Source organism: Streptomyces sp. ID05-26A (assembly GCF_033794685.1).
Taxonomy (GTDB): domain Bacteria; phylum Actinomycetota; class Actinomycetes; order Mycobacteriales; family Pseudonocardiaceae; genus Lentzea.
Genome location: NZ_JARAYZ010000002.1, coordinates 1,156,710 through 1,176,346 on the forward strand (window position 1 = coordinate 1,156,710; position 19,637 = coordinate 1,176,346).

A 19,637-nucleotide genomic window follows, 5' to 3' on the forward strand; every position below is an offset into this window, starting at 1 on the left:
GACGCTGCGGCTGCGGGTGATCGGGCTGTCGGTGCCGGTCACCTGACTGCCGCGGTCAGCGCGTCCACCCGCAGTCGTGTCGAGCCCTCCGCCCGCACGGTGATCCGCACGGACCGGGTCTCGTCACGCAGCCGCACGTCGGATCGTTGGTGCCGCAGGTAGTTCAGGCCCGTCGCGCCGATGGCCACCGGCTCGGTCAGCGTGGTGGCCACCTCGCGGCCCGCCTCGTCGAGTTCGGTGAGCACGAGCCGCGCGGTGCCGTCGCCGCGCAGGATCGCGTTGGGCGCAAGGGTTCCCGGCCGCACCGCGACGGTCGCGTGCACCTCCAGGGTCGCCGGCTGCGCCGAGGTGGCCTCGCGGAGGGTGCCGCAGTCGGGCACCAGGCTCCAGCGCGAGCACAACACGCCGAATCCCGGCTTGGCGCGGTCCTTCGTGAGGTAGCCGAAGGCGATGCTGTTCGGGTGCGGTGGGGTGCGCGGGTCGTCGTAGAGCTCCCAGGCCATCGTGATCGGCACCTGGAGGTCGTCCGTCGTCCGCAGCGACCGCGCGGTGTAGTCGGCCTGTTCGCGCTCTTGCTGCTCACCGGGCGCGCTCGTCCCGATCTCCCCCACGAGCACCGTGCCGGCCGGGAACTTCTCCCGCAGCCCGCGCACCGCCCCGTCCAGCAGGTCCAGGTTGCCGTAGCCGTGGACGTCGACGAAGTCCATCGGCTTGCCCACGAGCGCGGCCGCGAGGTCCGCGCCGTCGGTCGACGCGTGCATCACGGACACGCCGCGCTTGCCCCTCGGCGCCGCCGTGCGGTCGTAAACCATTGCCACGTAAGCGCTGTGGAGGTTCGGCTGGTTGCCCCGCACGCCGGACGTCTCGTTCTGCAGGTCGTAGTACAGCACCGCACCGCCGGGCTCGAGGGCGTTGATGTAGGTGTTCATCCAGTTCGCGCCGGTGACGGCGAACTCGGCCCACTTCGTGCGGTCGCTCTGCCAGTTCGGGTTGGTCAGCCAGCTGTTGGCGAACGCGACCACGAGCCGGATGCCGCGCTGCCGCGCGATCCCGGCCAGATCGGCGAGGTTGCGGGCCTGCGCCGCCGCGTTCGTGCTCTTCTCCGGCCACAACACGACCCTCGCGACGGTGCCGCCGGTGGACGCCATCACGTCGAAGTCGCGCGCGACCTGGTCGCGCACCTGCGGCCACACCGCGTCGTCGAGGTACTCCTGGTACCGCTTCTGGTGCTCCGGCAGGTAGTTGAAGCCCGCCCAGCCGCGCGCGTCCCGCAGGATCGTGACGCTCGCGTGCGTCACCACCGAGCCACCTTCGTAGACCCGCACGACCTTGCGGTCCGCACCACGCGTGCTGATCACGGCCGACCCGCCGCTGAGCACCGTCTCGGAGCCGTCGTCGTTGACGAGCCGCGCATCGCCGCCCGTCCAGCGCACGGTCGCGCTGCCGGTGCCGTCCGGGTCGACGACCACGGGCCGGTCGAAGGAGGCGGACGCGCCGGAGTCCGCGGTGACGACAAGAGTGTCGAGCAGGTGCTCCTGCGCGGTGCCGGACCACAGCGTGAACACGGTGGTGCCACGGCTGATCCAGGTGATCCGGCCCGTCCCGGACGGACCCTGCGCGTACAGCTTCTGCGGGTTCCCGTTGTGCGACACCCACACCTGGGCGTCACTCAGCGCCGTGGCCCACGTCAGGTCGATCGTGCCGGTGGTGCCGGGCTCGAGCGCGAGGTGCGTGTGGTCGGCACTCAGTCGGCCGGGCGCTCGTCCCGTGCTGCTCGTGGAACCCAGCACGGTGCCGAAGTTCGGGCCGCCGCGCAGTTCGAACGTCGTCGCGGTGCCGTTGTGCAGGTACGGCCAGGTGGCGCTGCCGTTGACCTCCTGCCGCCACAGCTTGGCGGCCTTGCCGGTCTCACGGATCCAGATCTGGACCGTCTGGTTGCCGTCGGTGTGCCAGCTGACGCCGACCGACGCCGTGTTCTGGCCCGGCGCCAGCGTCACCTCCGCCGCGGACACGCTGATCTCGTTGGTCGCGTGCGCTGGAGCCACGAGTGTGGCGACCAGCGCGACTGCGAGCACGATTGTCTTCCCCCAGGTGCTCATGCGCCCCATCTGACCAGATCTGGCGGCGGCGCGTGGGGTGTTTCGGCGCTGACGGCCGTGGTCAGTTCAAAACGAACGTCCTGATGCTGCGAGCCGGCAACTGAGCGTTGAACGTCCCGCCGGATATCACGAAGTCGTTGTAGTGGGCGAGGTTCGCGCTCGCGTTCGTCAGCCAGGTCGAGGCCGTCGCGGAACCGGTGTCGCGGATGGTGAACACGTGGTCGACCGGTGACGTGTTCTTGTTGATGGCCACGATCACGATCCTGGACCCGCTCTTGAACGCCGAGATGTAGACGTTCGACTGCGGGTTCGCGGTCGCGGTGATCCGCGAGTAGCCGGGGCGGACCCACTTCGAGAAGTGCGCCATGTTGGCCCCGCGCTTGCTGATCTGCCCGTCCTCGCGCATGGGGCCGTAGGAGCGGCGGATGTACCACCACACGTAGGTCTGGAACCGGCCGTCGACCAACGCCCGGTGGATGTGCTCGCCCACGTCGAGGGCCTGCGGCCACAGATCGGCGGAGTCGCTGCTGTTGGGGTGGTAGACCTCCGTCATCCACAACTCCTTGCCGGCGCCCTTCTGCCGGAAGAGCGGGTAGGGGAAGTCCGCCGGCTGGGTGCCGTAGAGGTGCGCGCCGATGATGTCGACGTTCGCCAGCGCGGTGGCGTCGTTGAGGATGGGGTCGGAGAGGTTCTTGCGGTACTGGAACGACTCGGGGGCGATGACCCTGGTGTTGATCGCACCCGCGTTCTCGCGCAGGAACCGCACGATCTCGCTGGACGTCCACGCCGTCCACTCCTGCGCGTAGTCCGGCTCGTTCTGGACCGAGATGCCGTACAGGGTCACCCCGTTGCCCGCCATGAAGGCGACGAAGTCGTTCAGGTGCTGGGCATAGGCGCCGTATGAGGCGTAACGCAGCCTCTTGCCACCGGAGAAGGTCTCGGTCATCGAGGCGGGCGGGTTCCACGGCGAGGCGATCACCTTGGCCCCGAGCGCGACCGCACGCCGCGCCGTGGCCACCTCGCGACTCCAGTTGGCCCGGTCCTCGTGCACGGGGATGCGCAGCACGGTGAAGCCGAGCTGCCCCGCGCCGTTGCCGAAGGCGGTGTCGCGCTGGGCGACGGTCAGATCGTTGATCCAGACGGTGTGGTTCATCCCGCCGAAACCGAGGATCGTCTGCTGCACGTTCGACGGTTCGACGACCACCGATGTCGCCGCGGAGGCCGGTGTCGCCGTTGCCAGCGCCGGCAGTGCGGCGCCCGCGGCCAACAGCGTTCTCCGGCGCACAAGCGGCGACTTGGTCTCCGAGTGGTCTCGACGTGCCGTCATGACGTCTCCATGGAGTTGGTCTCATTCAGGATTCGCGCAGCTCGAATTCCCGCCTTATCGTCCGGACGACCAGGATTGAGCGAGAACACCAGCGAATCAGTCGTAACAGCGCCCGCGTGCATGGTCAAGGCGTTCGACAATCGAACGAGTCGAATACCGGAAATGAATTGCGGGAAAAACTTCGCGCATTTCGGCGCGGTCGTTCGCGCGGTGCGACGGCTTGAATTTGGTCCACACTGAAGCAACTGTGCACACAGGCGAACGGACGCTCCTCGCCAGCGAACCCGCAGGTCCGGATACACAAGTTGCCGATATATGCCGGACGCTGTAGCTTCACAGCGTGCCGATGCCGCTGCGTGAACCCACCTTCTTCATCCTCACCTCGTTGACCACCCAACCGCTGCACGGCTACGGCATCGTCCAGGCCGTCGCGGCGCTCTCGGGTGACCGCGTCCGTCTGCAGGCGGGCACGTTGTACGGCGCGCTCGACCGGCTCAAGGACGACGGCTGGATCGAACTCGACCGCGAAGAGGTGGTCGACGGCCGCCTGCGCCGCTACTACCGGCTCACCGACACCGGCGCCGGTGTCCTCGCGGGCGAGACCGCACGACTGCGCGCCAACGCCGATGCCGCGGCAGCAGCACTGCGCGCCCGCGCCGATCGCGGCCTCGGCTTCGGCACCGATCCCGCCGCCGGCCTGGCCTGACCCACACCGAACCTGAAGGAGCTCGTTCGTGACCCTCTCCGACCCTGCGCGCCACCGCCTGGAAGCGGCCTACCGCAGGCTGATCCGCTGGTACCCCGCCGCCTACCGCGCCGAACGCGAGCAGGAGATGCTGGGCACCCTGTGTGACATGGCGGAGCCGGACCAGACCCGGCCCACCCCACGGGAACGCACCAGCCTGCTGCGCGGCGCCGTCCGCGCTCACGCGCGCGAAGCGGGGGACGGCATCCGAGGCGCGACCGCCGCGGCCACGGTTCCGGTCGCGGCTCTGGTGACCGGCTACCTCGTCGCGCTCTGGGCCTTGACCGCCCTCGACGCCACGGGACTGACCGAGACCGTGTCCATCGGCTCGCTGCTGGACCACCTCGGGCTCGCGATCATCACGACGTTCTGGCTCGGCGTCATCGTGTCGGTGCGGCTCGACCACACCCGATCAGCCAGGGTCTTCGCCGTCGCGGCGGGCCTCGCCGCGACGTCCGCGCCTTACGCGAGCGCCCACTTGACCGTGACGGTCGGTGCCCTGCTCGTCCTGCTCGCGCCTTCCCTCCGGCCTGATCGGAGCGAACTGCTGGCCGCCGGACGTCTCGCGGCGCTCATCACCCCGGTGTCGGTGGTCTTCGCGGTCGCCACCTTCGCGGTGTCGGTGCCCGCCAACAGCAGGCAGCCCTTCTCGATGCACCTCGACGCGCAGTCGCTCCAGATCGGCATGGCCGTCGCGCTCGTCGTCGCCGTCGTCCTCGTTCTGCACCGTGCGGGGACGCGGGGCCTGCTCACCGCACTGGTGATCGCGAGCGCGACCACGTACACCCTCATGCCGATCCACGACCTGCTGCCACGGGGCTCGTTCCTGGCCGCGGCCGTCCTCTACGGACTTCTCCCGGTCGTGGCGAAGGCGGCCTTGGCGTTCACCGCGGTGACCACGGCCCTCAGCCACCTCCGCCGCGTTCTCCACCGACCGCGCACCGCCTGACGTCAGGCGCCCTGTTCTGGCGCTCTGTTCTGGGGAGCAGACGCGTACGTCCGGCAACGCAAGATCGTCCTGAGGGGGACACATGCGCACGATCACCACGCTGGTGCTCACCTGCTTGGCCCTGACCGCGTGCGGCGAGCACCGCATCGAAGCAGACCCGACCTTCCTCGTGCTCGACGGCGGAGAAACCTGGTACGAGGTCAACGTGACCAGTGGCCGACCAGACGACCTGCGCTCGGACAACTGGCACCGTTCGATCGTCGCCAAGCCGGAGTTCGACACCGAGGTGCGGAAGGGCGACCACGTGGTCTGCCACCTGACGGAGACCGACGTCGTGCGGATCACGAACTGCCGGAAGACGTCAGCGCCCTGACGACATGCCGGGATGGGCGAGCCATCATCGAATCGGCTCGCCAGGCGGTTGTTCGACCGGTGGCCGGTAGCCGAGCCGTCCGCGGGTACCGGCCACCACGAGCACCGCCACCACGATCGATCCCGTCGCCATCGCCTGCATCGCCCGGTCGCCGGTGATGCCGGGGAACGTCTCCGACCACATCACCGACGCGAAGTTGTTGACACTGACGTGCAGCAGCATCGACAGGGGCAGGCTCTCCCCCGTCCGGTTGAACATCCAGGTCATGACCACGTTGAACGCGACGCAGAAGACCGAGAACACGACCGGGCGGGTCCAGTTCGCGTCCGGCCAGCCGCCCCACTCGGTGAGGAACAGCGGCAGGTGCCAGGCGGCCCACAGCGGGCCGAGGATCATGGTGCCGGCGAGCGGGCCGAACTGTCGTTGCACGCGCGGCAGTGCGAAGTCCCGCCAGCCGGGTTCTTCGGCCAGTCCGGTGGTGATCATCTGGATCAGCAGGGCCGGCACGTAGGCGGCGACCGCCATCATCGATGGTGCCGCGATCTGTCCGCCGGAGAAGGCCAGGCCGGTGATCAGCATCGCGGCCGGGACACCGAGCAGTGCGATCGCGTACCAGTGCCAGCGAACCCGCCAGCGCCACATCCGGCCTGCCCACCGCCGCAGCCCCGCGCGGCCGTCGGCGATCGCGGTGACCAGCAGCGCCGAGCCGATGGGACCGAGGTAGGCGCCCGGCAGCACTCCGGAGAACTGGCTGGTGCCCAGGACCTCCGGGAATCGGTAGTCCCACCAGCCCAGTCCGTTGCCGGAGAGGATGTACGGCGTCCAGGCCGCCCAGCTCAGCAGATTGGCGAGCACGAAGAAGCTGAGCAACGGATGACGGCGCACCATCCCGGGCACACCGCCGGCGCGGTACCGATCCGGTGGCCTGGCAGCGGGTTCGGCGAGCGGCGAGACGTCGTTCGAAGTCGTCATGGCCACAGATCCTGCGGACCGGGGCGGCCGGCCACGAGATGCCTGGGATCGAAGCCTTCGGATGCCATCCAAAGGTGCAAGAGCAGTGCCGTCAGTACGAGCGTTCCGGCGTGGGCACGGCGACGACGTGGTTCTGGTAGGCCCACACCACGGCTTGCAGCCGGGACGTCACGCCGATCTTCGGCAGCATCCGGGCCAGGTGGGACTTGATCGTCGACACCTCGACGACGAGGCTGCGGGCGATCTCGTCGTTGGACATCCCTTCCGCGAGCAGCAACAGGATGTCGTGCTCGCGTGGGGTGAGCAGCTCCTCCACCCGCCGCCCGGCCACCGGGTGCAGCCGTCGCCGGTACACGAACTCGCTGAGGATGCGCCGGGTGAGCGTCTGGTCGATCGTGCCCCGTCCCGCCGCCACCTGCCGGACCGCGTGCACGATGTCGTCCGGTTCGGAGTCCTTGAGCAGGAATCCCGAGGCACCGGCCTCCAGCGCGCCGAACACGTAGTCGTCCAGGTCGAAGGTGGTCAGCACGAGCACCGGTACCTGCGGGTCGGCGTGCGGGGCGCACAACTCCCTGGCCACCTCGATGCCACTGCGGCCGGGCATCCGGATGTCGAGGCAGGCCACGTCGGGAGCCAGCTCACGGGCCATGGTCAGTGCCTGCGCCCCGTCCCGGGCGACACCGACGACCTCGATGTCCGGTTCGGCGTCCAGCAGCGCTGTCAGCCCCGCGCGCACCAGAGGTTGGTCATCGGCGATCAGCACGCGGATCATGGTTGACCTCCGGAAGGGTCGCGGGCGCGGACATCGTACTGACCGTCTCCCCGAGCGGGAGACGCAGCCGCACCTCCCAGCCACCCTCCGGAGTGGGCCCGTAGCCGAGATCGGCTCCGACCAGCTGAGCCCGCTCAGCCATGCCCACCAAGCCGAATCCACCACCAGGGCCCGCGTCGGGACCGGTGGGCACGCCGTTGCGCACCCTGATCGCGAGCCACCCGTCGAGAGGCTCGCCGACCTCGACCGCGCACGGTGCGCCCGGTGCGTGCGCCGCCGCGTTCGCCAGTGATTCCTGCACCATCCGGTAGGCGACCAGCTGGGCCAGCGGACCCGGCTCCTGCCAGCGCGAGGGCATCAGCAGTGCGATCTCCACCCCCGCCGCCCGCCAGGTCTCCACGAGCCCGGTCACAGCGCCGAGGGTCTCCACCGGCCGGACCGCGCTGGTCTCCTCGCGAAGCAGGCCGACCAACCGGCGCAGGTCGGCGAGCACGGCACGGCTCTGCTCCCGGATCTGCGTCACCGAGTGCTTGGCCGTGGCGGGATCGGTGTCGATCTGCCGTGCGACCGCCGCGGCCATCATGGCGATGCCGGACAGATGATGGGCCGCGATGTCGTGAAGCTCCCGCGACAACGCTGTGCGCTGACGCGAGATCGCCGCCTCCAGCAGCGCTTCCTGCTCCCGGCGCAACGCCGCCAACTCCTGGCGGCCTGCCTCGTGCACGTCCTGGCGTGCCGCGATCACCGAGCCGACCAGCAACGGCATCCCGATCACCAGCAGCGCCTGCACCACCGAGCCGACGACGGCCGCGACCACCCCGGCCACGCCGAGGGCGCCGACGGTGACGAACTGGCCCGCGGCCAACAACACCCCCGCGGCGATCAGCGGCACCCGCAACGGTCGCGCCGGACGGGCCATGAACGCGAGGAACACCGAGACCAGCACCGCGACCGCGGTGAACGAGAACGCCGCTCCCGGCGCCGCCGGAACCGACAGCAACGCCGCGGCGGGCACCCCGGGCACCACCACTTCCGGCGCCCGACCGGCCCAGGTCACCAGGACGGCCTGCAGCAGCAGCACGACCACGACCGCCCACCACGTCGCTCCACCGGCACCGGGCACCGGTCCCAGGCCGGGGTCGGACCCCACCGCCACCGGAAGCAGCAGCAACATGCCGATCGCCACCACGGCACCCCCGAGCGCGGGGCCCGGATACAACGGCCGGGGCCCGTTCGGCGCCTGGGCAACGAGGAACACATCGGCCTCCACGGAACCTGACGAGCGGAATTCCATCATCGGTCACGGCAGCACGCGGTCCGCCGTCGGCCGCCGGGTTTGCATCCAAAGTAGGAGCCGTCGTGTTGTCACCTTTTCGCCGATGCGCGCGCATCCCGCTCACCGCCACGGTATTTCCCGTCAGACAGCCACTGAGCTGACGCTCGAACAGGGAGGACCAGTCATGTCCACCGAGAACCGCGGCCGGCCCCGCACCTTCCTGTGGGTTCTGCTGGTGCTGGCCGTCGTGGCCAACCTCTGCGCAACCCTGTTCTCGCTGCCGATCGCTTTCGGGACAACTTCCGGGATCATCGCGGTCAGCCTGTGCGTACTCCTGGTGCGCGAACACCTTCGGCGCCGCGCCCGCCCCACGACGTGACAAGGAAGCTGTGAACCGTTACGAGCAGTTTCGCGCTACGGCACCAGATCGAGGCATCCCCGGCGACGAGTCCGACGAGTTCGCCGATCAACTCCGGTTCGCGATCGTGGCGAGTCCCGGCGACGGAGGTGCCGGTCAGTTCGGAGGACTTCCCCGTTTACCGGTCGGCGTGGAGTGGCCGGGCGGCGAGTACCCGTTGCCGTTCATCGGTTCCGTCGACTGCGCGGCACTTCCGCGAGCCGAAGGGCTCGACCTGCCGGCGGACGGCTCGCTGTTGTTCTTCCTGAACCACGACGAGGACATGGAAGAGCATCCCACCTCCGAGTTCTCGCGAGTCCTTTACGTGCCAACGGACGCGGTGACCGAGGTGGCGTCGCCGCCGCCGGGCTACGACACCAGGACGTTCTTCCACGAGGACCTGCCGTTCCTGGTTCCCGAGAGCCTGCTCTCCGCAAAGGTCCAGCCGGTGCTGCCGAAGTGGATCGAAGACCGCGACGACACGGTCGAGCTGAAGCACATCGATCAGCTGTGCGCGCTCGTCGACGAGCTCTGGCCGACGCACGACGACTTCTGGACGCTGCGCATCGGTGGGTACGGCAAGGAGATCGGCGGGCAAAGCAGTCCGTGGGGACAGATGGCGTTCGACAACGTCCAGGGGCGCCTCGCCGGTACCGACGTGTCGAGAGAGGAACGCTCCCGGCTGCTGCGCGAAGAGGAGCACCGCCTTACCCAGGAATGGGTCCCGCTGGCCCAGTTCGCCACGGCGAGCGAGTTCTACTACGGGTGTTTCCTGATCACCACGGATGACTTGGCCGCGAGGCGCTTCGACCAGATGCGTTCCTTCACCATGTTCACCGAGTAGTGAGGCGGCAGGCACTCGCACTCCGGGTCACCCGCTGTGCGAGTGCCCGCGACTTCCGTTGGACGACACGCTGTTCGTCGTGTTCCGAAACGTCCGCTTGACTAGGGTGGCCCGCATGGGCGTCTCCCTCTACTACACGGCTCGCCGCTCGGCCCCGCTGGCCGACGCCGAGCGCACAGCGGTCGACCAGGTCGTCGACACCTACAACGCGAACGCGCCGTTCTCCCAGGAAGAAGAAGGGCTGTACCTCTACGACCGACTGGAGCCGGGGACGGTGCTCGACGGGTCGACCAAGCTGCCCGCCTCCGATGACCGAGCGGTCCCGTCCCTGGCGCACTGGCTGGCCGCGATCACCGCGCTGCGCAACGCGGTGCCGGACGCGGACTGGACCTTCACCCTCGACGACTACGAGATCGAGTGGGACGACCACTCCGGTTACCACCTGCCCGGCCTCACCGACTAACCGCGAAGGCCGGTTCGGCGCCGCTCGCACGCGACGACCCGACTCTCAGAGAGCTCTGAGATCCGGCCGCTAGCGTGATCCGGAACGTAGTCACTCCAGTTCCAGGAGGGGTCCAGTGAGAGTGATGTCGCGGATCGCCAGACCGGTGCTCGTCCTGGCCTCGGTGCTGATGCTGTCCCTGGCCGGCACGTCCGTCGTCGCGTCGGCGCACACAGCGCCGCAAACCCAGACGTGGCATCTCGAGCAGTTCGACAGGACCAGCCGGATGTGCGTTCAGCACGGTCCCGATGGGAGAACACACGCTTCCTACTTCATCTTCGTGGTGAGCGGGAAGTGGACCACCGACCTCGAGTTCGGGATGCGCGAACTGCCTCCCGGCTGGACCGCCACCGAGCACCACCTCCCACCCGGCTCCAACTTCCACGACCCCAACGGCGCCATCCGCGTCAACGGGTTCGTCGGTGTGCAAGGGCCCGCGTCGGTACCGATGGCCACCTACCACGCACACATCTGGGTGTCGGACGGGTCCGTGACCGAAACCCTCCCCACCGACATCATCGTCACCACCGAGTCCTGGGTGGACTGCATGGGCCGGGAGTGACACCCAGGAGTGCGCCGCGGCACCACCCGCAGCCCGAAGTCCAGGATCAGACCCGCCTGACCTGTCGAACGGCGCCGCCGGGTCACGCCTAGACTCGCCGGTCATGTCCGTCCTGTTGCGACTGCACGGCGTGCGCCCGGCGGAGGTGACGGCCCGGTGCTCGGCGGCGGCCGAGCTCATGGCGTGCCTGCACGTGCTCGCGGAACCGGAGCACCACCCGGACCGGGCTGCGTGGGTGCGGCGGGTCCTCGCCGACCTGCCGGGCACCGCGGCGGCGGACTGCGTGGCGCTGGCACCGTTGTGGGCGCGGTTCCGCACCCGGTTGCTGCTCCCGCTGGAGCCGGGTGGCTCCGGCGACCTCGAGTCCGAGCTCGACCGGATCGCGGGCCTCGACCTCGGTGAGTTCGTCCAGATGGCCGGGATGGCGGTCTTCGGTCTGCGGCAGAACTTCGGGTGGCCGCTCGACGACGCCGGCTCCGCCCAGGCCTTCGTCCGGGCGTGCGCGGAGCGGTCCACGCGCCGCGGTGTGCTGGCCGCCGAACTGGTGGCGGATCCGGAGAAGCTGCGAGGGCGGCTGCTCGTGTTGCTGCGGGTCGCCTCCGAGACGTTCTTCGGCGTGCTGTGGCGGCGGATCCGGCCTGCCCTCGAACGCTCGGCGGAGCGGGTCGGGGCTTCGCTGCGCACGGAGCCGTTGCCGCTGGTGGTCGGGTCGCTGGCGGCGAACTCGGTCATCGACGTCGCTGAGCACACCGTGGAGTTCAGCAAGTTGCAGCAGTCGGCGGTGACGGTGCGCGGACGTGGGCTGGTGCTCGTGCCGTCCCACTTCGCGCACCCGCACCTGCTGGTCAAGGACGACAAGGTGAAGGGAAGGCCGGCACAGCGGCAGCCGCCGGTCGTCGTCCAGTACCCGGCCGAGCAGCACGGGCCGCGCGGAGCCGACACCCTCGACAGGATCCGCGAGCGCATGCTCGTGCTCACCGACGCCGGACGGCTCGAGATCTGCCGGCACCTGATCAACGAGCAGTGCACCACCACCGAGCTCGCCTGGCGGACGGGGATGACTCAGCCGCAGGTGTCACGGCACCTGCGGCGCCTGCGCGAGGCGGGACTGGTCGTGTCCGCACGGCACGGGCGCACCGTCCAGCACCGCCTGCAGACCAGCAGGCTCTACGGGATCGGCTACGACCTGGTCGCGGGCATCGTCGGCTGACCCTTACCGCACCCGCGGTAACTCACGGCTCTCCCCCACCGGAGCGGACGCATACTGGGCGCCACTCGCCGCCCGACGTTCCCAGGAGTGCCGATGAAGAGGCTTCGCCACGTGCTCGCCGCAGCACTCTTGGTGTCCACAGTGGCCGGTTGCGCCGGGAAGTCCACCGTGGACGTCTCCGCCCCTCGCCGCGGTGGTGAGCTGGTGGTCGCGAGCATGCCGACCGCGCTGGACCCGGTGTACTCGACGCTGCGCAGCAACTGGCTCGCCGCCGCGACGATGTGCGAGGGCCTGTGGGAGAACGATGCCCGCATGGGCGTGCACAACGGTCTCGCCGAGAGCTACCAGTACGACGGCGCCACCACCTACACCGTCCGCCTGCGCTCCGGGGTCACCTTCCACGACGGCCAGCCACTCCGCGCCGAGGACGTGGCCGCGTCGCTGAAGCGGTACGCGGGCAGCAGTCCCGGCGCCACCTTCGGCAAGATCCTCGACGGTGTCTCCGCCTCCGACGACCTGACAGCGGTCATCAAGCTCAAGCAGCCCAGCTCCGCGGTGCCCGCCCTGCTGTCCACTCCGGACACCGCCGCCTACGTGATGCCGGCGTCGCTCGTGGCCGGGGTGCCGTCGAACAAACCACTGCCGCGCATCGTCTGCACCGGGCCGTACCGGTTGCGCGAGTTCGTCCCGGACCGGCAGGTCGTGCTCGACCGCTTCGACGGCTACACCGCGCGGACCGAGCCGTCGGACGGGGCCAGCGGGGCGAAGTCCGCGTACGCGGACCGCGTGAAGTTCGTGCCCTACAACGACTCCAACGTCCTCAACCAGTTGAGGACCGACGCCGTCGACATCGCGCCGTCCGGACCGCTGATGGACCAGCTGCCGAGCTACCGGCGGGACGACAAGCTGAACCCCGTCGTCGTGCCGGGTGGCCAGTTCCGCCTGGTGCAGTTCAACCTCAAGCAAGGCCCGTCGACGAACCTCAAGCTGCGGCAGGCCGTCCAACGGGCGCTCGACCCCGGCCAGATCGCCCTGCAGAGCCTGGGGTCGACCGAGAACTTCCTCGACGACTCCAGCATGTTCCTGAAGACCTCGCCGTGGCATTCGACCGCGGGCAGCCAGGTCTACGAGGCCGCCCCGGACGTCGAGGGCGCGAAGAAGGCCCTGGCCGAGGCGGGTTACGACGGCACGCCGTTGCGGGTGCTGTACCGGCCGAGCCGCGACCCGCACGCCGAACTGGTCCGCCAGCAACTCGCCGCCGCGGGCATCACCGTCGCCCTGCAGGCCACCGACGAGACCAGCTTCACCTCGCGGCGCGCGGACCCGGCGCAGTGGGACCTGTTCCTCGCCACCGGAACCAGCTACTCGGACCCGTTGACGGTGGTGTTCTTCAGCTCCGGCTTCCCCGGCTGGTGGAACACCCCGGCGAAGAACGCGCTCATGAACCGCATCCTCTCCGGCGCGGACGACGCCGCCCGGCAGGCCGCCTGGACCGAGCTGCAGGAGCTCGTCTGGACCGACCTCCCGTTCGTCAAGCTCGGCTTCGAGGGCAACCTCGCCGTCACCAGCACGCGCATCGGCGGGTTCGCGCCGGCGCTCGGCACGGTCCGCGGCTTCTACAACGTCTGGCTCGGTCGCTAAGCCTCGCACTTAAGGAATCCCATGCTGCGACAACGTTTCCAGGACCTGGTGCGCGACCGGACCGCGATGGCGGGCGCCGCGCTGCTCGGCCTGATGATCACCCTGGCCGTGCTCGCCCCGCTGCTCGGCGGCGACCCCTACCGGGTCGACCCGACCAGCACGTTGCGACCACCCAGCGCGAGCCACTGGTTCGGCACCGACGAGAAGGGCCGCGACCTGTGGACGATGGTGGTCCACGGCGCCCGCACGTCGCTGGGCATCGGCGCCGTCACGACCGCGATCGCCGTGCTGACCGGCTACCTGCTCGGGGTGCTGTGCGGTTACTTCCGCTGGGTCGACGCCCTGGTGATGCGGGTGGTGGACGGCCTGATGTCGTTCCCCTCGATCGTGCTGGTGATCAGCCTGGTCGGCGTCCTCGGTGACGGCGTCGCCACGATGGTCGTCGGGCTGACCGTGGTGCTGATCCCCGTGGTCACCCGTGTGGTGCGCGGTGCGGCGCTCGCGGTGAAGGCGATGCCGATGGTGGAGTCCACGACCTCGCTGGGCTCCCGGACGAGCTGGGTGCTGCTGCGGTACGTGGCACCGGAGGCGCTGTCGGTGGCGATCGTGCAGGCCGCGCTGGCGTTCTCGGTGACGGTGCTGTCGGTGGCGGCGCTGAGCTTCCTCGGCATCGGGCTGCCGCCGGACGTGCCGAGCTGGGGCACCAGCCTGTCCGCGGCCCAGCAGTACTTCTACTCGGCCTGGTGGATCGGGGTGTTCCCGGGACTCGCCATCGTGGCCACCGTGCTCGGGCTCGTGCTGCTCGGCGACGGCCTCCGCGACGTGTTCGACCCCCGGTCGGCGAGGAAGTGAGAACCCCGTGACCAACTACCTCCTCAAGCGCGTCGGTGCGCTGCTGCCCACCGTCGCCGTCCCGATGGTGCTGCTGTTCGTCATGCTGCGCCTCGCTCCGGGTGACCCGGCGGCGGCCATCGCGGGCGACTCCGCGACCTCGGAGGAGATCGCCGAGGTCAGGACCAGGCTCGGGCTGGACGCCTCGCTGTGGGACCAGTTCGCCGCCTGGCTCGGCCGGGTCGCGCGGTTCGACTTCGGCGACTCGCTGTTCGCCGAGCAGCGGGTGTCGGGCCTCGTGTTCGACCACGCGCTGGTCACCCTGCAGCTCACCGTGCTCGCGCTCGCCGTGGCGGTGCTGATCGGTCCCGCCCTCGGCATCGCGGCCGGTACCCGCCGGCACGGTCTGCTCGACCGCCTGCTGGTCTTCGGCTCGTCGATCGGCATCGCGCTGCCCAGCTTCTGGCTGGCCGTCCTGCTGATCGCGGTGTTCGGCGTGGTGTGGCAGGTGTTCCCGGTGGCGGGCTACGTCTCGTTCACCGAGGACCCGCTGCTGTTCCTGCACCACCTGGCGTTGCCCGCGATCTCGCTGGGCCTGCTGGAGGCGGCGACGCTGTTCCGCTACGGCCGGGCGGGCGTGCTGGACTCGCTGCACCAGCCGTTCGTGACCACCGCGCGGTCGATGGGACTGCCCGAGCGCACGGTGATCCGCAAGTACGTCTTCCGCGCGGCGGTGGTGCCGATGGTGACGGTCGTCGGCCTGACCGCCGGCTCGTTGATGGGCGGCGCCGTGGTCACCGAGTCCATCTTCTCGATCCCCGGCCTGGGACAGCTCCTGCTGACCGCGGTGCAGCGCCGCGACTACCCCGTCATCGAGGGCTGCATCTTCTTCATCGCCGTGGTCTACGTCCTGCTGAACCTGGTGGTCGACCTTCTCTACTCGCTGCTCGACCCGCGCATCCGCTACTGAGGAGTCGGCGTGCACACCACATCTGAGCCAGTACTGCGCGTGTCCGGGCTCTCCGCTCGCGTCGGGGACCTCGAGCTGGTGCGGGAGGTCGGTTTCGAGGTCCGCAGTGGACGGACGCTCGCCGTCGTCGGCGAGTCCGGGTCGGGCAAGAGCATCACCGCCGCGGCCGTGATGGGCATCCTGCCGCCCCAGATCACGGCGGAGGGCTCGGTGCTCTTCGACGGCACCGAGTTGCTCACCGAACCGGCGGCACGACGTCGCGCCCGCGGTGGCGCGGAGATCGGGTACGTGTTCCAGGAACCGATGAGCGCCCTGCACCCGTTGCTGCGCATCGGCACCCAGATGATCCGCCCGCTGCGCCACCACCTCGGCCTGAGCCGCCGCGAAGCCCGCCACCGCGCCCTGGAACTGCTGGAGCAGGTCGGGCTGGGCCGCGAACGGCGGGTGCTCGACGCCTACGTCCACGAGCTGTCCGGCGGCATGCGGCAACGCGTGATGATCGCCATGGCGATCTCGTGCGGTCCCCGGCTGTTGCTGGCGGACGAACCGACGACGGCGCTCGACCCCACGGTGCAGCAACAGATCCTGCGGCTGCTCGTGCGGCTGCGCGAGGAGCTCGACCTCGCTCTCGTCCTGATCAGCCACGACCTCGGGCTCGTCGCCCGCTACAGCGACGAGGTGCTGGTCATGTACGACGGCCGGGTCGTCGAACAAGGCCCCACCGAGCAGGTCATCGCCAGCCCGGCGCAGCCCTACACCCGTGCGCTGATCGACGCGGCGCCCCGGCTGGGCCGTCGGCTCGACCGGCTCCCCACGATCGACCGCGCGGTGCTGGAGCAGACGCGCGAGAGGGCAGGAGAGACCCGATGAACGCGGTGCTGGACGCCGTCACGACGGCAGGAGGTGCGCGATGACCGCGGTGCTGGAGCTCGACGGCGTCGGCAAGGACTTCTCGTCCGGTCCGTTCTTCGCACGCCGTCGCACGGCCGCCGTCACCGAGGTGAGCCTGCGGGTGCGCACCGGGGAGACGGTCGGGCTCGTGGGCGAGTCGGGCAGCGGCAAGTCGACCCTCGGCCGCATGGCCGTCGGCCTGCTCTCCCCGGACCGCGGCCGGGTGACCGTGCAGGGGCAGCCCCTGGACTCGTTGACGCCGAAGGCGATGCGCCCGTTCCGCCGGACGATGCAGATGGTCTTCCAGGACTCGTCCAACTCCCTCAACCCGAGGATGACCCTGGAGGACCTGCTGGTCGAACCGTTCCGGGCGCAGGACCTGCACACCCGGCCCGAACGGCGCCGTCGCGCGGCAGCGCTCGCCGACGAGGTGGGACTGGCCCGCACCTCCCTCGGCCGGCTGCCGCACGAGTTCTCCGGCGGTCAGCGGCAGCGCGTCTCGATCGCGAGGGCGCTGGCGCTCGAACCGGACCTCCTCGTCGCCGACGAACCCGTGTCCGCTCTCGACGTCTCGGTGCAGGCGCAGATCCTCAACCTCTTCAAGGACATCCAGCAGGCGAGGAACTTCGCGCTGCTGTTCGTCTCCCACGACATGGCGGTGGTCGAGTTCGTCAGCGACCAGGTCGCCGTGATGCGGGCGGGCGCGCTGGTCGAGTTCGGTTCCCGGGACGAGGTCTTCGACTCCCCGCGCGAGGCCTACACGCGAACCCTGCTCGACGCCGCCCCCTCACTCTGAAAGGACCCGCATGTCCGTCACCGCGGCCATCGTCACCGGCCCGCACCCCGACGTCCCCGGCTCCCGCGCGGTCGTGCTGGAGCCTTACGGCACCGACCGGATGGCGAGGTACGACTACGTCCAGGAGGAGTACCTCGTGTCCGGCACCGCCGCCGGAACTCCTTACGGCACCAGGATCCTGATCCGCCGGCCGGCCGACCCCGCGCGGTTCAGCGGCACCGTGATCGCCGAGCCCAGCCACATCTGGGGCGGCACCTCGGTGTGGCGCGCGATCAACCGGTTCGTCATGCGCGGCAACCACGTCTGGGTCGAGATCGACTCGCAGGCACCCTCCGCGCTGGGGCTGGTCGCCGGTGCCGACCCCGAGCGGTACCGGTCGTTCACGTTCGCGGAAAGCCCGCTGTCCCAGCAGTTCGCCGCCACCATCCCGTTCTCGCCGGACGCGGACTACGACGAGGTCGTGGCGGAGTACGACCGGTTCATGCGGCGGTGGTGGGACGCGACCCCGCAGTCGCCGGAGATCCTCGCCCAGGTGTCCGCGGCGTTGCGGGAAGGCCTGCCCGGCAGCGGCATCAGGGCACGCGAGGTCTACCTCGGTGGCATCTCCCAGACCGGTGGCGTCGTGCGCGAGTTCATCCGCTACCACCACGACCGGCTCCGCCTCGCCGGTGGTGCGCCCGCGTTCGACGGCTACCTGCCCGGTGCGTCAGGCGGGCCCGCGCTGCCGGACGTCGACGTCCCGGTGATCGAGGTGCTCGGCGAGGCCGAGTTCCAGAGCGTCCGCCGGCGGTGCGGGGTCGGCGGGCAGGTCAGGGGCCTGAGCCACCGCCGCCCCGACAGCGCGACGTTCCGCCTCTACGAGGTCGCCGGCATGGCCCACCGCGAGACCCGTGAGATGTCCGCGGCCGACCGGGACCGGCTCGCGGACTGCCCGTTGCCCAGCGGCGCCCGCTGGAGCACGTTCCCGAACGGCCACGTCCAGCACGCGCTGTGGCAGGCGCTGCTCGACTGGTCCGGCACCGGCCGCGCGCCCGTGCCGGGCAAGGTGCTGGCCACGGCGGGCGACACCGACGAGATCCTGCGCGACGACCACGGCAACGCGCTGGGCGGCTGGCGCACCACCCACGTCGACGTGCCCACCTCCACCCTCACCGCCGCGACCCCGCTCGGGCGCCCCAGCTGGTACCACGGCAACGAGATCCCCTTCGACACCACGACGTTCGAGCATCTGTACGGCAGCGTCGAGCGCTGGCGGCGCAAGGTCGCGGACCGGCTGGAGCGGTACCTGCACGAGCAGACGTACCTGCCGATCGACGCCGAGGAGCTCCGCCGCTGACCGTCACGTGAGCGCCGCGCCGACCAGGAGCAGGCGCAACGTGCGTTCCGTGGCGTCGGTGAGGAGCTCCGCGGTCGTGGCCATCGCGGTGTCCAGGGTGACCGGTGCGGCGATGATGCTGGCGTAGGCGTCGATGCCGGCGTCGTGGTTGACGCGGGCGTTCTCGCCGATCGTGCCGGCCAGCGCGATGACGGGCTTGCCGTACTTCTTGGCCCGCCGCGCCACCTCCGAGGGCACCTTGCCGTGCGGGGTCTGGCCGTCGATCGCGCCCTCCGCGGTGATGACGAGGTCGGCGTGGGGCAGGCGGGCGTCGAGGTCGGTGTGCTCCAGGACGACCTCGAAGCGCGGCAGCAGCGTGGCGCCGAGTGCGTGCAGGCCCGCGCCGAGGCCGCCGGACGCGCCGCCGCCGGGCATGGTGCGCACGCCGGGGCCGAGCAGGTCCGCCCACGTGTCGAGGGCGTCGCCGAGCAGTTCGACCTGGGCGGCGGTAGCGCCCTTCTGCGGTCCGAACACCCTGGCCACGCCCCGCTCGCCGCACAGGACGTTGTGCTGGTTGCACGCCACGGTGATCTCCACCTTGTCGAGTCTCGGGTCCACTTCGGACAGGTCGAGGGCGGTGGCACCGGCCAGGGCCGCTCCCCCGCGCCCGATCTCACGGCCCCGGGCGTCGGTGATGCGGGCGCCGAGGGCCTGCAACGCGCCCGCGCCACCGTCCGACGTGCCGGAGTCGCCGCACCCGACCAGCACGCGGTCGACACCGAGGTCCAGCGCGGCGCGGATGAGCTCACCGACGCCGTACGTGGTGGTCGTGGCCGGGTCGCGGTGCCCGCGCGGGACGAGCCGCAGCCCGGCCGCCGCAGCCATCTCCACCACGGCGGTGCGCGGGCCGGGGCCGCCGAGGAGCGCGAAGTGGGACAGGACCTCCTCGCCGACCGGACCGGTGACGCTCACCGGCACGAGGGTGCCGTTCGTGGCTTCGGCGAGCGCCGCGGCCGAGCCTTCCCCGCCGTCGACGAGCGGCGTCTTGTCGACGATCGCGCCGGGAACGACGCGGTAGATGCCCCGCGCGATCGCGTCGGCGACGGCGCACGCGTCGAGTGACTCCTTGAAACCGCTGGGAGCGACCAGGAAACGCATGGGTGAC

The 19,637-nt window shown here is 70.3% G+C and carries 20 protein-coding genes; 14 read left to right on the forward strand and 6 right to left on the reverse strand.

What is annotated here, in order from left to right; translation table 11 throughout:
* Nucleotides 1–38 precede the first annotated feature (38 nt).
* On the reverse strand, nt 39–2,099 hold the full coding sequence (locus tag PV646_RS21075) for a hypothetical protein (RefSeq protein WP_500343876.1): 2,061 nt from the start codon (nt 2,097–2,099) through the stop codon (nt 39–41).
* A 61-nt stretch (nt 2,100–2,160) separates the two neighbouring features.
* Entirely contained in the window at nt 2,161–3,426 is a 1,266-nt protein-coding gene (xynC, locus tag PV646_RS21080; RefSeq protein WP_500343877.1) for a glucuronoarabinoxylan endo-1,4-beta-xylanase XynC, read from the reverse strand.
* 346 nt (nt 3,427–3,772) lie between these two features.
* Between xynC and PV646_RS21085 the strand changes: the two genes are divergently transcribed.
* The 3 genes from PV646_RS21085 (at nt 3,773) to PV646_RS21095 (ending at nt 5,493) form a co-directional block, all read left to right on the forward strand.
* Complete coding sequence (locus PV646_RS21085; protein ID WP_500345049.1) at nt 3,773–4,132, forward strand: PadR family transcriptional regulator; 360 nt, start codon at nt 3,773–3,775, stop codon at nt 4,130–4,132.
* 28 nt (nt 4,133–4,160) lie between these two features.
* On the forward strand, nt 4,161–5,120 hold the full coding sequence (locus PV646_RS21090; RefSeq protein ID WP_500343878.1) for a hypothetical protein: 960 nt from the start codon (nt 4,161–4,163) through the stop codon (nt 5,118–5,120).
* An 82-nt stretch (nt 5,121–5,202) separates the two neighbouring features.
* Nucleotides 5,203–5,493: a hypothetical protein gene (locus tag PV646_RS21095; protein ID WP_500343879.1), complete on the forward strand. Its 291-nt coding sequence runs from the start codon at nt 5,203–5,205 to the stop codon at nt 5,491–5,493.
* A 24-nt stretch (nt 5,494–5,517) separates the two neighbouring features.
* On the opposite strand, the gene PV646_RS21100 is transcribed toward PV646_RS21095, so the two are convergent.
* The 3 genes from PV646_RS21100 to PV646_RS21110 all read right to left on the reverse strand — a co-directional run bounded on the left by PV646_RS21100 (nt 5,518) and on the right by PV646_RS21110 (nt 8,495).
* Nucleotides 5,518–6,465: a CPBP family intramembrane glutamic endopeptidase gene (locus PV646_RS21100; RefSeq protein ID WP_500343880.1), complete on the reverse strand. Its 948-nt coding sequence runs from the start codon at nt 6,463–6,465 to the stop codon at nt 5,518–5,520.
* Nucleotides 6,466–6,556: 91 nt separating this feature from the next.
* The gene (locus tag PV646_RS21105) at nt 6,557–7,237 is read right to left on the reverse strand and encodes a response regulator (RefSeq protein ID WP_500343881.1); all 681 of its coding nucleotides are present in this window, start codon (nt 7,235–7,237) and stop codon (nt 6,557–6,559) included.
* Nucleotides 7,212–8,495 carry a sensor histidine kinase gene (locus PV646_RS21110; RefSeq protein ID WP_500343882.1) on the reverse strand — a complete coding sequence of 428 codons (1,284 nt, stop codon included), beginning with the start codon at nt 8,493–8,495 and terminating at the stop codon, nt 7,212–7,214. Before PV646_RS21110 ends, PV646_RS21105 begins: the two co-directional genes overlap by 26 nt.
* Nucleotides 8,496–8,697: 202 nt before the next feature.
* Between PV646_RS21110 and PV646_RS21115 the strand changes: the two genes are divergently transcribed.
* From PV646_RS21115 to PV646_RS21165, 11 genes are all read left to right on the forward strand, one after another.
* Nucleotides 8,698–8,892, forward strand: coding sequence for a hypothetical protein (locus tag PV646_RS21115; RefSeq protein WP_500343883.1), 195 nt, complete (start codon nt 8,698–8,700; stop codon nt 8,890–8,892).
* A 10-nt stretch (nt 8,893–8,902) separates the two neighbouring features.
* The gene (locus PV646_RS21120) at nt 8,903–9,754 is read left to right on the forward strand and encodes a DUF1963 domain-containing protein (protein ID WP_500343884.1); all 852 of its coding nucleotides are present in this window, start codon (nt 8,903–8,905) and stop codon (nt 9,752–9,754) included.
* Nucleotides 9,755–9,869: 115 nt separating this feature from the next.
* Entirely contained in the window at nt 9,870–10,217 is a 348-nt protein-coding gene (locus PV646_RS21125; RefSeq protein ID WP_500343885.1) for a hypothetical protein, read from the forward strand.
* 124 nt (nt 10,218–10,341) lie between these two features.
* Nucleotides 10,342–10,818: a DUF5980 family protein gene (locus tag PV646_RS21130; protein WP_500345050.1), complete on the forward strand. Its 477-nt coding sequence runs from the start codon at nt 10,342–10,344 to the stop codon at nt 10,816–10,818.
* A 103-nt stretch (nt 10,819–10,921) separates the two neighbouring features.
* The gene (locus tag PV646_RS21135; RefSeq protein WP_500343886.1) at nt 10,922–12,028 is read left to right on the forward strand and encodes an ArsR/SmtB family transcription factor; all 1,107 of its coding nucleotides are present in this window, start codon (nt 10,922–10,924) and stop codon (nt 12,026–12,028) included.
* A 93-nt stretch (nt 12,029–12,121) separates the two neighbouring features.
* Complete coding sequence (locus tag PV646_RS21140; RefSeq protein WP_500343887.1) at nt 12,122–13,669, forward strand: ABC transporter substrate-binding protein; 1,548 nt, start codon at nt 12,122–12,124, stop codon at nt 13,667–13,669.
* Nucleotides 13,670–13,690: 21 nt separating this feature from the next.
* Complete coding sequence (locus tag PV646_RS21145; protein WP_500343888.1) at nt 13,691–14,521, forward strand: ABC transporter permease; 831 nt, start codon at nt 13,691–13,693, stop codon at nt 14,519–14,521.
* Nucleotides 14,522–14,528: 7 nt separating this feature from the next.
* Nucleotides 14,529–15,470, forward strand: a complete 942-nt coding sequence (locus tag PV646_RS21150; protein WP_500343889.1) for an ABC transporter permease — start codon at nt 14,529–14,531, stop codon at nt 15,468–15,470.
* 9 nt (nt 15,471–15,479) lie between these two features.
* A complete protein-coding gene (locus tag PV646_RS21155) occupies nt 15,480–16,340 on the forward strand; it encodes an ABC transporter ATP-binding protein (RefSeq protein ID WP_500343890.1) in 861 nt (286 codons plus the stop codon).
* Between the two features lie 40 nt (nt 16,341–16,380).
* On the forward strand, nt 16,381–17,157 hold the full coding sequence (locus PV646_RS21160; protein ID WP_500343891.1) for an ATP-binding cassette domain-containing protein: 777 nt from the start codon (nt 16,381–16,383) through the stop codon (nt 17,155–17,157).
* A 10-nt stretch (nt 17,158–17,167) separates the two neighbouring features.
* Nucleotides 17,168–18,493: an alpha/beta hydrolase domain-containing protein gene (locus PV646_RS21165; RefSeq protein ID WP_500343892.1), complete on the forward strand. Its 1,326-nt coding sequence runs from the start codon at nt 17,168–17,170 to the stop codon at nt 18,491–18,493.
* Between the two features lie 3 nt (nt 18,494–18,496).
* Here the strand turns inward: PV646_RS21165 and PV646_RS21170 are convergent, their stop codons facing one another.
* Entirely contained in the window at nt 18,497–19,630 is a 1,134-nt protein-coding gene (locus PV646_RS21170; protein ID WP_500343893.1) for a glycerate kinase family protein, read from the reverse strand.
* Nucleotides 19,631–19,637 lie beyond the last annotated feature (7 nt).